This window comes from Hydrogenophaga crassostreae, assembly GCF_001761385.1.
Lineage (GTDB): Bacteria > Pseudomonadota > Gammaproteobacteria > Burkholderiales > Burkholderiaceae_C > Hydrogenophaga > Hydrogenophaga crassostreae.
Genome location: NZ_CP017476.1, coordinates 4,564,340 through 4,578,346, shown reverse-complemented (window position 1 = coordinate 4,578,346; position 14,007 = coordinate 4,564,340). Strand labels below are relative to the sequence as shown.

9 protein-coding genes are annotated in these 14,007 nt (G+C 63.2%); 7 read left to right on the top strand and 2 right to left on the bottom strand.

The features are described 5' to 3' along the window. Positions 1–40: 40 nt before the first annotated feature. Complete coding sequence (locus tag LPB072_RS21190; RefSeq protein ID WP_066091303.1) at positions 41–2,515, bottom strand: sensor histidine kinase; 2,475 nt, start codon at positions 2,513–2,515, stop codon at positions 41–43. A 214-nt stretch (positions 2,516–2,729) separates the two neighbouring features. Here LPB072_RS21190 and LPB072_RS21185 point away from each other — a divergent pair, with 214 nt between their 5' ends. From LPB072_RS21185 to LPB072_RS21155, 7 genes are read left to right on the top strand one after another with little or no spacing between them, the layout of a single operon-like run. Continuing rightward, complete coding sequence (locus LPB072_RS21185) at positions 2,730–3,422, top strand: TetR/AcrR family transcriptional regulator (RefSeq protein ID WP_066091302.1); 693 nt, start codon at positions 2,730–2,732, stop codon at positions 3,420–3,422. Beyond that, positions 3,419–5,032 (top strand): acyl-CoA carboxylase subunit beta, encoded by a 1,614-nt coding sequence (locus LPB072_RS21180; RefSeq protein ID WP_066091299.1) that lies wholly within the window; start codon positions 3,419–3,421, stop codon positions 5,030–5,032. The genes LPB072_RS21185 and LPB072_RS21180 overlap by 4 nt, the downstream gene beginning before the upstream one ends. 27 nt (positions 5,033–5,059) lie before the next feature. Further along, positions 5,060–6,232, top strand: coding sequence for an acyl-CoA dehydrogenase family protein (locus LPB072_RS21175; RefSeq protein ID WP_066091296.1), 1,173 nt, complete (start codon positions 5,060–5,062; stop codon positions 6,230–6,232). A gap of 5 nt (positions 6,233–6,237) precedes the next feature. Then, positions 6,238–8,676, top strand: coding sequence for an acetyl/propionyl/methylcrotonyl-CoA carboxylase subunit alpha (locus tag LPB072_RS23290; RefSeq protein ID WP_083282194.1), 2,439 nt, complete (start codon positions 6,238–6,240; stop codon positions 8,674–8,676). Continuing rightward, positions 8,673–9,851: an acyl-CoA dehydrogenase family protein gene (locus LPB072_RS21165; protein ID WP_066091260.1), complete on the top strand. Its 1,179-nt coding sequence runs from the start codon at positions 8,673–8,675 to the stop codon at positions 9,849–9,851. Before LPB072_RS23290 ends, LPB072_RS21165 begins: the two co-directional genes overlap by 4 nt. After that, positions 9,848–10,330 (top strand): thioesterase family protein, encoded by a 483-nt coding sequence (locus LPB072_RS21160; RefSeq protein WP_066091258.1) that lies wholly within the window; start codon positions 9,848–9,850, stop codon positions 10,328–10,330. Before LPB072_RS21165 ends, LPB072_RS21160 begins: the two co-directional genes overlap by 4 nt. Before the next feature lie 17 nt (positions 10,331–10,347). Beyond that, positions 10,348–10,761, top strand: a complete 414-nt coding sequence (locus LPB072_RS21155) for a signal peptide prediction (protein WP_197508868.1) — start codon at positions 10,348–10,350, stop codon at positions 10,759–10,761. A 154-nt stretch (positions 10,762–10,915) separates the two neighbouring features. Here the strand turns inward: LPB072_RS21155 and LPB072_RS21150 are convergent, their stop codons facing one another. Next, a complete protein-coding gene (locus LPB072_RS21150) occupies positions 10,916–13,915 on the bottom strand; it encodes a PAS-domain containing protein (protein ID WP_070263940.1) in 3,000 nt (999 codons plus the stop codon). Between the last annotated feature and the right edge of the window lie 92 nt (positions 13,916–14,007).

The window sequence follows — 14,007 nt, the reverse complement described above, 5'->3', positions numbered from 1 at the left end:
CTCGGTGTGGCGCGTCGTCCGGGCGACTGGCGCAGGCACATCAGCCAGTTGTCGCTGGTTTTTGTGCGCTTGCGTTCAGGGTGAACCGAAAGCATGCACCCTCGCCAAGACTGGATTCGGCCGTGATGCTGCCACCGTGGCGCACCACGATGCGGCGCACAGTGGCCAGACCGATGCCGATGCCGGGGAATTCTTCGTGGCGGTGCAGGCGCTGGAAAGGTTGGAACAGCTTGTCCGCATAGGCTGTGTCGAAGCCTGCGCCGTTGTCCTGAATGCAGAACCAGGTTTCGCCACCTCTGGTTTCAGAGAAAAATCGGATGCTCGGCGAGGCGGCCCTGGCGGTGTACTTCCAGGCATTGCTCACCAGGTTGCTCACAACGACTTCCAGCATCTTGGCGTCGCCTGTGACGATGACATCGGGCTGAATCTCGAAGTGGATGTTTCGACCGGGCTCGGCATTGGCGCAGTCCTGGAGGGTGCGCGACACGGCGTCGGACAGGTTGACGGGTTCCAGGGCGAGGTCGTGGCGGGCGCTGTGGGTGAGCGTGAGAATGCCCTCGATCAGGTTCTTCATGCGCAAGATGGCATTGTTGATTTTGTTCAGGTGCTCATGGGCCTCGCAGGGCAGTTGATCGCCATGCTCTTCGCGCAACAGATGCAGGAAACCGTCCATCGCACGCAGTGGTGAGCGCAGATCGTGCGACACGGTATAGGCAAAGCTGTCGAGTTCCTGGTTGGCCTGGCTCAGCAGGGCGGTTCGGTCGGCCACCCTTTGTTCCAGGGAGGCGTGAAGCGAGCGAATTTCGGCCTCCGCGCGCTGGCGCTCCGTCAGATCGATCACGTAAGTCAAACGGGAAACGGGTTGCCCGGCCTCGTTGCGTGAGACGGTGCTCTGGGCGGCGACCGGGAAGCGGCTGCCGTCTTTGCGCAGGTGTTCACCCGTGAACTCGAAGTGGGTCAGGTTCCGGCGCTCGACCAGCGCGGCTTGAATACGCTCCAGGTCTTCCGGCGGCAGCAAGCGTGTGACGGGCATGCCGGTCATTTCCTCGGGGGTGTAGCCGCGTGCGCGCGCAAAGGCCGGATTGGCGGTGAGGATGGTGTTGGTGTTGGGGTCCGCGATGACCAGTTGCAATCCGGAGTGCAGGAACGATTCGGCCCAAAGCCGCAGGTTGTCTTCTGCCTTGCGCAGGTCGGTCACGTCGATGAAGCTGCCCAGCAGGCCATCGGGCAAAAAACTGCCCTGGGCTTGCACCTCGTGCACCTTGCCTTGTTTGTCGGTGACCTGGATCAGGCGGGTGCTCGTGCGCTTCCTGGTCCCGTCTTCGTTGTTTGTGACTTCAGACCGCATGGCGCCCACGCGCTGGCGGTAGGCCGGATCGGGGTGCGCCAGCTCCATCCACTTCTGGATGTTCGGTGCATCTTCCATGGTGTAGCCAAACATCTCCTCGAATGCGGCGTTCTGGGCCATCACCACCCCCTCGCGGTCGGTCAGTCGCATGCCGATCGGGGCGTCCTGGAACAGCCTTCGGAAGCGGGCGTCGTTACGCCGCGCGCTGGCCGCGGCCTCATTGAGCACCGTCTGCGCTTGTTGAATTTCGGCGATCTTCAGTTCGCCGGCATCGGTGCCACCAGCGAGCGCCGCGAGCGATTGGGCCAGTCGGCGGCCAGCCAGGCGGCTGCCAAAAGCACCGGCCAGCGTGGCCGCCAGAATCAAGAGCACCAGGGCGCCGACCGAGGTCATGAGCGGCATGTAGCGCGCGCTGCTGGGAATGCGCAAAACCACGCGCCAGCGATCGACCTGTGAGTTGACCGCGAACCGATCGGGCGAGGCATGGATGTCCGGGTCGTCAAGCTTGTCTGGCCCGACTTGGGCCAAGGTCTGGTCGGCGCCGTCGCGCAGTGCCATGGTCCATCCGGCGGGCAGGTCAAAGCGCTCGATCAGGCGCTGGAGCCTGTCGACCTTCATGGCGCTCACCACGGCGTAGATAGCCCGCCCGTCTCGGACGGCCGGGACCACGACCGCGATGGCCGTGGTTTGATTGAGCTCGTTGACCCCGCCATCACTGACCGCAGGTTCGAGGGACTCGATGGCCGCGGGCAAGGCCTGGAACCCGTTGGACCTGGATGTCGGGGGGTACTCGGCGCCGAAGGGCAGCGAGGTGTTCATGCGCTTCTCGTAGGGCTCGAAGGGCTCCAGGATCCCCACCGAACTGCCCAGAATCGTCTGGACCTTTTGTGCTTCCTGGTACAGCAGTGGCCATTCAGCCTGATTTTCCAGGTGCGGCGACAGCGCGATGACCTGAAGCACCTTGATGGTGGTCTGAATCTGTTGGTCAACCGCGTTTGAAAAATTGGCGCTGATGTGCCGGGCCTGGGCATCCTGGGCTGCGCGAATCGATTGGGCGTTGTTGAAGGCCAGTCCGGCCGCCAGCAGGAGAAGAGGTGTGACCCCCAGCCAATAGAGTCGCGCAAGGTACTTCTGGATGGGGATTCCGGCCGGGCTGGGTTGGCGCATGACGAACGAACAGGCTCCTGTAAAACTGGGTCAAATGAATGGGGCGAGCGGCGGAGTCAACGCTCTCTCTCTCTGAAAAGCATCGTACTGGAACCGCATAACCCCCATTGAAATATGCGACGAGCGGTGCTGGCCACGCCTGCCCGGTCACCGAAGCGATTTTTGCTGAGCGCTTGCTTGTTAAAAATATGCCGGACTGCTACAGTTTCTGCCAATGAGCACAGTGCACAACGATTTCCCCAAGGAGGCAGCGCCCCGGCGCGCCCGCGGCCGCCCGCGCAAGACGCTCGACGAGCGCGACGATGGCAACCGCCGCCTTGAATTGCTGAGCGCGGCTGCGCGGCTGTTTCGCCAGCAAGGATTCGCCGCCACGACCACGCGCGACATCGCCACAGCCGCCGGCATGCGCTCAGGGTCACCCTTCTACCACTTCGAAAACAAGCAGGCGCTGCTCGCTGCGGTGATGGAAGAGGGCATGCGCAGTGCGCTGCTGCGGCAAAACAAAGCGCTGGCCCAACTGGCGGGCGGGGCGTCGGTCGAAGCGCAGTTGAGGGTGCTGGTTCGCAACCATTTTGAGGTCTTGCTGGGCGCTGACAGCGATTTCATTCCGGTGATGCTTTACGAATGGCGTGCGCTGGACATCGCGCAAATGGGTGAAATCAAGGCGGTGAAAGACGTATATGAAGCGGCCTGGGTACCGGTGTTCAAGGGCCTTCACGCCGAGGGGCGGCTCTCGGGTGAACCCCGCCTGGCGCGGCTGATGATTTTTGGCGCGCTCAACTGGACCGTGCAGTGGTACCAGCCACCCGGAGCGGGCACCGAGGACGCCAGGGAGAAAGCCGTTCGCGTGGGCCTGGATGAGCTGACCGCCAGCGCCCTGTCCCTTTTTTTGAAAGTACCGACATGAGCCCGTTTGAATCCAGCTGGAACGCCCGCAGCCAACAGGCGCAAGCCCGCATGGAAGCGATGCTGGCCCGTATTGCCCAGTTGCGGGCCATTGAAAGCCGGGCCACGCAAGCCTCCGCCAAATCCAGGCCGGTGTTCGACAAGCGGGGTCAGTTGCTGCCCCGCGAGCGTCTGGCGTTGCTGTTGGACGAAGGCGCAGCCTTCTTGCCACTGTGTTCGTTGGCCGGCTACCTGCAAGACAGCAAGGACGCGGAACGCTCGGTACCGGGCGGTGGCGTTTTGGCGGGCATCGGCTTTATTGCCGGCGTTCGCTGCATGGTGGTGGCAAGCGACTCGGGCATCGAGGCCGGCGCCATCCAGCCGCGTGGCCTTGAAAAAATCCTGCGGGTGCAGGAAATGGCTCTGGAAAACCGGCTGCCGTTTGTGCACCTCGTGGAAAGCGCTGGAGCCAACCTCACCAAGTACAAGGTTGACGGTTTTGTGATCGGCGGTTCGCTGTTTCGCAACCTCGCCCGCCTGTCGGCAGCGGGCCTGCCCGTGATCACGGTTCAACACGGATCGGGTACCGCAGGGGGTGCCTACATGCCGGGTCTTTCCGACGTTGTGATCATGGTTCGTGGGCGCTCACGCGCTTTTCTTGCCGGGCCGCCGCTGTTGATGGCGGCCACGGGCGAGGTGGCAAGCGAAGAGGAGCTGGGCGGTGCCGAGATGCACACCAGTGTCTCTGGGCTGGGTGAATTCCTGGCGGAAGACGACCGCGAAGCGCTGGGCCTGGCGAAGACGCTGCTCCGTCAGACCGACTGGGGACTCCGACGCGACACCGAGGTGGCTCCGTTGCCGGCGCTGCCGGTCGATGAGCTGCTGGGTCTGATGCCGGCACATCACCGCGAGCCCGTCGATATGCGCGAAATCATCGCCCGGGTTGTGGACGGCTCTGAGTTGATGGAATTCAAACCGCTTTACGGGGCGGCCACGCTGTGTGTGCAGGCGCGCATCGGTGGTCATGCCGTGGGCATCATCAGCAACAACGGCCCCATTGATGTGGCCGGCGCCAACAAGGCCACCCACTTCATTCAATGGATGTGCCAGCTCGGCCACCCCATCGTCTATTTGCAGAACACCACCGGCTACATGGTGGGCAAAGACAGCGAGCAGGGTGGCATGATCAAACACGGCAGCAAGATGATCCAGGCCGTCACCAGCGCCACGGTGCCGCAAATCACCATCCAGTGCGGTGCCTCGTTCGGCGCCGGCAACTACGGCATGTGCGGTCGCGGATTTGCGCCCCGCTTTCTGTTCAGCTGGCCCAACGCCACCACGGCCGTGATGGGTGGCGAACAGGCGGCGCGCACCATGCAGATCGTGGCCGAAGCGGGCATGAAGCGCAAAGGCATAACGCCCGACCCGGCCCAGATGCAGGCGCAGTTTGACCAGATCGTGAAAGTATTTGACGACCAGTCCGACGCGTTCTACACCAGTGGCCTGGTGCTGGATGACGGCGTGATCGACCCGCGCGATACGCGGGCGGTGCTGGGTTTTTGCCTCGACACATGCAAGGAAGCCACCGCGCGGCAGCCGCGCCCCATGCAGTTTTCCGTCGCCCGCATGTGAGCCCATAAAAACTCCAGGAGACAAACCATGCAATTCACCCACGAACACCGCGAAATCCAGAAGACGCTCAAGCGCTTCATCGACGAACAGATCAACCCCCATGTGGACGAATGGGAGGCGGCCGAGATTTTTCCGGCGCATGAGGTCTTCAAGCAGATGGGTGACCTGGGTTTGCTCGGCCTGACCAAGCCCGAGGCGTTTGGCGGCGCGGGGCTCGACTATTCGTACAGCATGGCCATGGCCGAAGCGCTGGGCCACATTGAATGCGGCGGCGTACCGATGGCCATCGGCGTACAGACCGATATGGCCACGCCCGCGCTGGCGCGCTTTGGCAGCGACGAATTGCGCGCCCAGTTTCTGGCGCCCGCCATCAGCGGTGACGCGGTGGGCTGCATCGGCGTGTCTGAGCCATCAGCGGGCAGCGACGTGTCGGCGATCAAAACCGTGGCGCGCAAAGACGGCGACGATTACGTGATCAGCGGCCAGAAGATGTGGATCACCAACAGCCTGCAGGCCGACTGGATGTGCATGCTGGTCAACACCAGCGAGGGGCCGGCGCACAAAAACAAGAGCCTGGTCATGGTGCCGCTGCGCGAAAACGGCAAACTGGTCAAAGGCTTCGAGGTGGGGCAGAAGATCAAGAAGATCGGCATGAACAGCAGCGACACCGGTCTGCTGTTTTTCGATGAGGTGCGCGTGCCGCAGCGCTACCGCATCGGCGCCGAAGGTTCGGGTTTTGTTTACCAGATGCAGCAGTTCCAGGAAGAGCGCCTGTGGGCCGCCGCGAGCACGCTGCAAAGCCTCACCAACTGCATCCAATGGACGGTGGAATACGCGCAGGAACGCAAGCTGTTTGGCGCCACGCTGGCCGATCAGCAGTGGGTGCAATTCAAGCTGGGCGAGCTCAAAACCGAGGTGGAAAGCCTGCGGGCACTGACCTACCAGGCTTGTGAGTATTACGTGGCGGGAGAAGACGTCACCGAATGGGCGACCATGGCCAAGCTGAAAGCGGGGCGGCTGAACCGCCTCGTGCCCGACACCTGTTTGCAGTTCTGGGGCGGTATGGGCTTCACCTGGGAAAACAAGGTGTCGCGCATGTACCGCGATGGACGCCTGGCTTCGATTGGCGGCGGTGCCGACGAGGTGATGCTTGGCATTCTGGCCAAGACCATGGGCATCGCCAAGAAGCCGCGCGCCTGATCACCATGAAAAAACTGCTGATCGCCAACCGCGGTGAGATCGCCCGCCGAATCATTCGCACCGCTCATGCCATGGGCATCGCCACCGTGGCCGTGTATTCCGATGCCGATCGCGATGCGCTGCATGTGCGCGAAGCGTCCACGGCCGTGGCCCTGGGCGGCAACGCCTCGACCGATACCTATTTGCGCATCGACAAGCTGTTGTCTGCTGCGCGCGCCAGCGGCGCCGACGCGGTGCATCCCGGCTACGGTTTTCTGAGCGAAAACGCCGAGTTCGCCCAGGCAGTGGTCGATGCGGGTCTGATCTGGGTCGGACCACCAGCCGCCGCGATTCGGGTATTGGGCAGCAAGGCTGCAGCCAAGGCGCTGGCCCTGGCAAACGGGGTGCCCTGCCTGCCGGGCTACAGCGGCGCCGATCAGGACGACGCCACGTTCGAGCGTGAAGCCGGTCGAATGGGCTACCCCTTGATGGTCAAGGCGGTGGCTGGCGGCGGCGGGCGCGGCATGCGGCTGGTGAATGCGGCAAATGGGTTGTTGCCAGCCCTGGCTGGCGCGCGCTCGGAAGCCTTGAGCGCTTTTGGCGATGGCGATTTGCTGATCGAGCGTGCCTTGCTCGGCCCGCGTCATGTGGAGGTGCAAATCTTTGCCGACGCGCAGGGGCATTGCATTCACTTGGGTGAACGCGATTGTTCGGTGCAGCGGCGCCACCAGAAGATCATCGAAGAAGCCCCCAGCCCTGCGGTGTCGCGCGAGCAACGCGCCGAACTGGGCCGCTGTGCAGTGGCCCTGGCTCAGGCCGCCGGGTATGTGGGTGCGGGCACGGTGGAATTCCTGCTGGAAGGTGGCTCCCAAGGCGAGACGGCTGTGTTGGGACCCAGCGGTGCAGCGTGGGGGGCGAGCAGCCTCGACGCCGGGCCGCCCCAAGGCGAGGCAGCCCCCTTGGGGGGCAGCGACCCGCGCAGCGGTGGAGCGTGGGGGGCAAGCAGCCTCGACGCCGGGCCGCCCCAAGGCGAGGCAGCCCCCTTGGGGGGCAGCGACCCGCGCATCGGAGCAGCGTGGGGGGCAAGCAGCCTCGACGCCGGGCCGCCCCAAGGCGAGGCAGCCCCCTTGGAGGGCAGCGACCCGCGCATCGGAGCAGCGTGGGGGGCAAGCAGCCTCGACGCCGGGCCGCCCCAAGGCGAGGCAGCCCCCTTGGGGGGCAGCGACCCGCGCAGCGGTGGAGCGTGGGGGGCAAGCAGCCTCGACGCCGGGCCGCCCCAAGGCGAGGCAGCCCCCTTGGAGGGCAGCGACCCGCGCAGCGGTGGAGCGTGGGGGTCACAGTTCTATTTGATGGAAATGAACACCCGCTTGCAGGTGGAGCATCCTGTGACCGAAGCGTTGACCGGACTGGATCTGGTCGAGTGGCAATTGCGGGTGGCGCGCGGGGAGGCGCTGCCGTTGACACAGGATGAGGTGCGCCTGGAGGGCCATGCGGTGGAGGTGCGTTTGTGTGCAGAAGACGCTCGCTACATACCTCAAACAGGCACGGTGCATGGCTTTCACGCGCCTGATGCCAGTGGTGGTTTGCGCCTGGACCATGCGATTGAACATGGCCTGGTGGTGTCGCCGCACTACGACGCCATGTTGGGCAAGTGGATCTCCCATGCGCCGACCCGCGAAGAGGCGCTGGATCGCCTGACATGTGCGCTCAACGAAACACGGGTGCTGGGCGTGCAAAGCAACCGGGCCTTTCTGGCTGCCTGTTTGTCGCATCCGCTTTTCAGAGCCGGCCAGGCCTTGGTTCCGTTTCTGCAGGGGCATGGCGACGAAGTGCGTGAGCGCCTGGGTGTGGCAGCGGGCTCGGATGCCGAGCGCGTGGCCGCGCTGGCCGTGCTCTATGCCCGGTCCTTGCCTGCGGCAGCGTTGCCGTGTCCTTGGGCCAGGCCGGTGCGTTTGTCGCTGGACGGGCGGGCGGTGGCGATCGACGTGCTGGAGATCGGCGGCGCACACGTGCGCCTCTCGGGCGCTGGTCTGGAGTGCACGGCGCATGTGGCACCGCTCTCCGATGGCAGCAACGGCAAGGCGGTGATCCTGGAAGGGCAGTGCTGGGTCACGCATGCAGTGGCGACATCCGCAGGGCGTTGGCATGTGCAGCTCAGCGGTGGCGGGGAGCCGAGTGCGCTGGAGGTGTGGATTGATGATGTGAGCATGCAGCCGCCAGGCGGCGTGGGCAACGCCCGTGTGACCAACGATTTGCGGGCGCCGTTCAATGGCAAGCTGATCGGTGTGAAAGCAGTGGCAGGACAGGCCGTGATCAAGGGCGAAACATTGCTCGTGGTCGAGTCGATGAAGCTCGAGCACTCGTTGGCAGCGCCCCGGGATGGCATTGTGGCCGAGTTGCTGGTCGAACAAGGGCAGCAGCTGGGACCTGGCCAGTTGCTGATGCGGTTTGAGGCCGAAACATGAACGCAGAAACAGCAACAATGCATGCCGACGGGTTTTCCGCGCATGAACTGAGGGCCCTGATCGACACAGTGGAGCGCTTTGCACGAGAAGAAATCGTGCCCCATGTGGCTGCGTGGGAGGCCGCAGGTGAAATCCCGCGCGAACTCTACGGCAAAGCCGCCGGGCTCGGTTTGTTGGGCTTGGGCTACCCCGAGCACCTGGGCGGCACACCGGCGCCCTGGCGCGCACGCAATGCCCTGTCGCAAACCCTGGCCCGTGTGGGAGGCAGTGGCGGCCTGGTGGCGAGTCTGTTGTCGCTCAACATTGGCTTGCCGCCGGTGCTGGCCCACGGGTCGGCCGAGTTGCAGGCGGCGGTGGTGCCACCGGTGTTGCGTGGTGACGCCATTGCCGCACTGGGGATCACCGAGCCCGGCGGTGGCTCTGATGTGGCCAGCCTGCGGACCACGGCGCGCCGCGATGGTGATCACTATGTGGTCAACGGCGAAAAGGTGTTCATTACGTCGGGCATGCGCTGCGACTGGCTCACCCTGGCCGCGCGCACCGCGCCCGAGAGCAAGGGCGCCAGTGGCATTTCCATGTTGCTCGTGCCTTGTGACGCGCCCGGTCTCTCGCGCACACAGCTCGACAAAATGGGCTGGCACTGCTCAGACACCGCCCACCTGCGGTTCGACAACCTGCGGGTGCCCGTGTCGAACCTGTTGGGTGAAGAGGGTGGCGGCTTTCGCATCATCATGGGCAACTTCAATGGCGAACGGCTGGCCATGAGCGCCATTGCGCTGGGGTTTTCGCAGGCGTGTTTTGAAGAGGCCCTGTCGTGGGCTCGCCAGCGCCAGACCTTTGGTGCACCGCTGATTGAACGCCAGGTGATCCGCCACAAACTGATGGACATGCAAATGCGCGTTCAGTCCACACAGGCATGGGTGGACGTCTTGACGGCCCGCGCCGACGCTGGCGACACCGGCACCGAATGGGTGGCGCAGGTCTGCCTGCTGAAAAACCATGCCACCCAGGCCATGCAATTCTGCGCCGATGCCGCCGTGCAGATTCTGGGCGGCATGGGTTTCATGCGGGGTACGGTGAGCGAGCGTGTCTACCGCGAGGTCAAGGTCATGATGATCGGCGGCGGCGCCGAAGAAATCATGAAAGAACTGGCTGCACGACAATCCGGACTATGAGCAAAACCACCACACCACCACGCGAATTTGAACCGGCGTTTGTTGCCGGCCTGAAGGCCATTTTTGAAGAAAAAATTGTGTTCAACAAGGTCCTTGGTTTGACGATCACCAGCCTTTTGCCTGAGCGCGTGGTGGCCACCATCGCCATGAAACCCGACCTGATTGGCCATTACAGCCACAACCGTCTGCATGGCGGGGTGATCAGCGCCGGTCTCGACGCCATGGGCGGCCTGGCCTGCATGGCCGCCATCGGCGCACGCCACATGGACGAATCGCCCGAACAGCGCCTGCACCGGTTTGGCAAGCTGGGCACCATCGATCTCCGGGTCGACTACCTGCGCCCGGGTATCGGTGAGCACTTTGAACTCCGCGCCGAAGTCATGCGCCTGGGCTCGCGCGTGGCCTCGACCCGCATGGAGTTCTTCGGCGCCGACGGCAAGTTGCTGTCGACAGGCTCTGGCGCCTACATCGTTTCTTGAGCGTGAGTTTGGCCCCCATGCGCAGCAGGCCCACCGCCAAGTGGCAAACCCAAGCGGTGCGCTGGGCCCGCGTGGCCTGGGCTTCACCCAATTCAATGTTGGGTCTGGCCTTCGGCATCTTGCTGATCCCATCCGGCGCGCGCATGCGGGTGGTGGATGGCGTGTTTGAAATCGCCGCCCTGCGCAGCGCACCCAACCGCCGCTGGCCCTTCGCCGCCATCACCTTCGGCCATGTGATTCTTGGTACCCATGCCAACGAACTGGAGCGTTTGCGCGCGCATGAGCGGGTGCATGTGTTGCAGTGTGAGCGTTGGGGTCCACTGTTTCTTCCCGCTTATTTTTTGGCCGGCGCCTGGCAATGGACGCGTGGGCGGAATGCCTATTGGGACAACCCGTTTGAGGTGGAGGCTCGGCGGGTTGGAGGGTGTTGAACTGGGGATTTTCCCCCGCCGAAGCCCTGGCAACAATTGAAACCGTTGTGCGAAAGCCGGCATCCGGGTGTCAGCACAACCCACATCGCCAATGCGGGGCCCGAACCGCGAATGCAGTGACATTCGCTGCCCCGGGGATTGCCGAGCGGGGAACCTACCCTCGGTTCAATGACTCCTTCACCGTTTCTGCCAGCCGTTCAAATGCCGCGCAAAACTCCTCGCCGGCACCGGCTTTGAAGATCAGCTCCCGCACCCCCGCGCCGCCGGCCTGAGCTTGAAGCACTTCATCGATGAACCCGGATGCCACCGCGACCGGCAGGTCGGCGCGAATCGTCCGGATTTCACGGGCCACATCCAGTCCGGACAGGCCCGGCATGTTGTAGTCGCTGACCACCAGGTCAAACGCCGCCGGGTCTTCCCGGATTGCTGTCAGCGCCTCGTGCTGGTCGATAAACCCCTTCACTTGGTATCCGCGCCTCCCCAGCAGGCGGGTGACCAGAAACACCAGGGACTCATCGTCATCGAGATACAGAATGCGCAGGTCGCTGCTCGGGTCTGCAGCGGCTGCGCTCGCGGGATGCGCAGGCTCGGGGGACGTCGCTGCGTCTGCGATGGCTTGCGCTGCTGGCAGGTAGACCGTGAATGTCGCCCCCTTTCCAGGCTGGCTGTCCACCGTGATGGCGCCTTCGTGGGTCTGCACGATGCCAAGCACCACCGAGAGGCCCAGACCGGTACCCTCATCGATTGGCTTGGTGGTGAAGAACGGCTCGAAGACCCGCGCCATCGTGGCGGCATCCATGCCCGGGCCGTTGTCGGCAATCGAAAGCCGAACCGTGCGACCGGGGTGCGCCGCATGCAGCCCGCGCAATGCCGGGTGGGCCTCGACGAACTTGGTGTCAAGCATGACGGTGTCGAGCCTGATACCAATGCGCCCGGACGCGTCGCCAATCGCCTGCATGGCGTTGTTGACCAGATTGATGGCCACCTGCTGAATCTGCATGGGATCGGCAAGTACAAGTGGCGTCTCTCCGTCGGCCTGGAGCTCGATCATTACCCGGCCAGGTAGGGTGGCACGGAACAAGCGCACGGACTCTTCGATGACGGTGACCATCGAGGCCAGCTTCCGCGCGGTTGGCTGGCGGCGGCTGAAGGAGAGTATCTGCTGCACCAGAGAACGGGCGCGGGTTGCCGACTTGTGAATTTCTTCCAGGCTTTCCAGGACCTGGGGGTTGTCGCTCGCATCCTGCCGCGCCAGGTTCGTGTTGCCGAGAATCGCAGCGATGATGTTGTTGAAGTCGTGGGCGATGCCACCGGCAAGGGTGCCAATCGCCTGCATCTTCTGTGACTCGCGCAATTGACCTTCCAGCGACTCGCGCGCGGCCTCGGCCTGCTTGCGAGCCGTGATGTCGGTGTAGGTGGAAACAATTCCGCCTCCAGGGAGCGGTACGCCGCGAACTTCAATCACGCTGCCGTTGGGCCTGGCGCGTTCGATGTGATGGGGTTGAGGATGGAGGGCCAGTTTTACGCGCTCACGCACTTGCTCCTCTGGATCCCCTGGGCCGTACTCACCGCGCAGTGCGTTGAATCGGATGATGTCGGTGAAGGTGGTGTTTTCGTTGAGCAATGACTCGGGGAGTTCGAGCAGTTCGGCGAAGCGCCGGTTCCATCCAGCGAGTCGCAGGTTGCCGTCCACGATGCTGATCCCTTCGCTCATGTTGTCGAAGGTGTCGCGCAGCAATGCGGTCTTGGTCGCCAGCGCATCCTCGAAACGCTTGCGATCTGTGATGTCTCTGGATAGGGCGATAAACCGGTGGGCCTGTCCGGATTCAACCGGCTTGCGGGCAATGGACAGCTCGAACCAGCGCACGCCTTCGGGCACCTCCAACCGGATCTGCTTCCCGCGCGAATCGCCTTTTTCATTGGCCTCGCGCAACGCCGACATGGTGATGCCGGCCGCATCTGCAGGCATCACGTCGCTGATGGTTTTGCCGAGCAGCCTTGACGCGGGCGCCGCAAGCAAGCTGTCGCTGGCGGAATGGACTTCGTGGTATCTGCCTTCGAGGTCAACCTCGAACATCAGGTCGGGAATCGCGACCAGTGTGGCATTCAGTTGCCCCAGTGATTGCTCCGCTGCGGTTTTTGCTTCGTTCAGGGCATCGATGGTTTGGGACAGTTCTGCCGTTTTCTTCGCCACGCGCCCGCGCAAGGTGAGGTTCCAGAACACCAGGGCCATTGCCAGAAAAAAGATGCCCAGCAGGCCGTATGCGGCATCTCGTGCATAGTCTGCAAAGCGCATGAGTCCTGAGGCCGCGACCGTGGATCCGTACCATTTGTGGTCTATCTGCTGCCGTTCGGCGGCGGTGATCTGTGCGAATCCGTCTTCAACTGTTTTCAACAGCGCGGTGTTGCCCTTTCGCACCGCACGGTGGAATTCGCCCGTGTACAAAGGCATGGATTGGCGAAACCGATTGGCAATACCAAGCTGGTTGAGCAAATAGACGGCAGGAGGTTGATCGACACAGAAAACCCGCACCTCGTCGGCGCCTGCTGCGGCAATGACATCCAGGTAGCTGGGGTACTTTTTGATGCTGTCGACACCTTGCGAGAGCAGGAAATCGATGCAGGCGTCGCCATCCTTGACACCAACGGTGAACCCCTTGAGCGAGTCGACGTTGACGATTCCGCTGATGCTTTGATGAAAGAAAATCGGCACGTCGAGCTTGGCAAACGGCTCGCTGAAATCGTATAGGGCACTGCGTGCTTCGGTCTTGAATATGGTGTCGATGACATCGGCTTGCCCTGCTGCCATGATGGCTTGTGCCTTGCCCCAGTCCATGGCCTGCAGATCGACGGTGATGCCGGTGTGCTTCGCCCACAATGCCCAACTGTCCTTGAGAATGCCTTGCACCTGGCCCGAGGAATCGCGAAAGATGAACGGCGGGTAGTTGTCGTCGGTGACAACAACGATCGATGTTGGACGTGCGCCGGATTGCGGGGCCTGGGCCCAGCCATTGCCGATCACGCAGAAAACCAGCAGAAGCCCCCAGGACAACTGGCGAATCACCAAAGAAATCCATGTGGTTGGCTGCCGCAACCGCGCGACGTGTGTGCCGCGGTCGCTGCGAGGCGTACCTTTGCGACGCAGGATTGGCATGGCCGTTATTGCAATCGGGATCTGCATGGCAAATGACATGAGCAAGGAGGGAGTCAGCTATATCGGTTGTTGCGGGAAGATGTTGAAACCGC

What these genes read in the sequence shown, in the direction of transcription:
- LPB072_RS21190 (WP_066091303.1), bottom strand. Translation starts at nt 2,515, where the DNA reads ATGCGCCAACCCAGCCCGGCCGGAATCCCCATCCAGAAGTACCTTGCG.
- LPB072_RS21185 (WP_066091302.1), top strand. Translation starts at nt 2,730, where the DNA reads ATGAGCACAGTGCACAACGATTTCCCCAAGGAGGCAGCGCCCCGGCGC.
- LPB072_RS21180 (WP_066091299.1), top strand. Translation starts at nt 3,419, where the DNA reads ATGAGCCCGTTTGAATCCAGCTGGAACGCCCGCAGCCAACAGGCGCAA.
- LPB072_RS21175 (WP_066091296.1), top strand. Translation starts at nt 5,060, where the DNA reads ATGCAATTCACCCACGAACACCGCGAAATCCAGAAGACGCTCAAGCGC.
- LPB072_RS23290 (WP_083282194.1), top strand. Translation starts at nt 6,238, where the DNA reads ATGAAAAAACTGCTGATCGCCAACCGCGGTGAGATCGCCCGCCGAATC.
- LPB072_RS21165 (WP_066091260.1), top strand. Translation starts at nt 8,673, where the DNA reads ATGAACGCAGAAACAGCAACAATGCATGCCGACGGGTTTTCCGCGCAT.
- LPB072_RS21160 (WP_066091258.1), top strand. Translation starts at nt 9,848, where the DNA reads ATGAGCAAAACCACCACACCACCACGCGAATTTGAACCGGCGTTTGTT.
- LPB072_RS21155 (WP_197508868.1), top strand. Translation starts at nt 10,348, where the DNA reads ATGCGCAGCAGGCCCACCGCCAAGTGGCAAACCCAAGCGGTGCGCTGG.
- LPB072_RS21150 (WP_070263940.1), bottom strand. Translation starts at nt 13,915, where the DNA reads ATGCCAATCCTGCGTCGCAAAGGTACGCCTCGCAGCGACCGCGGCACA.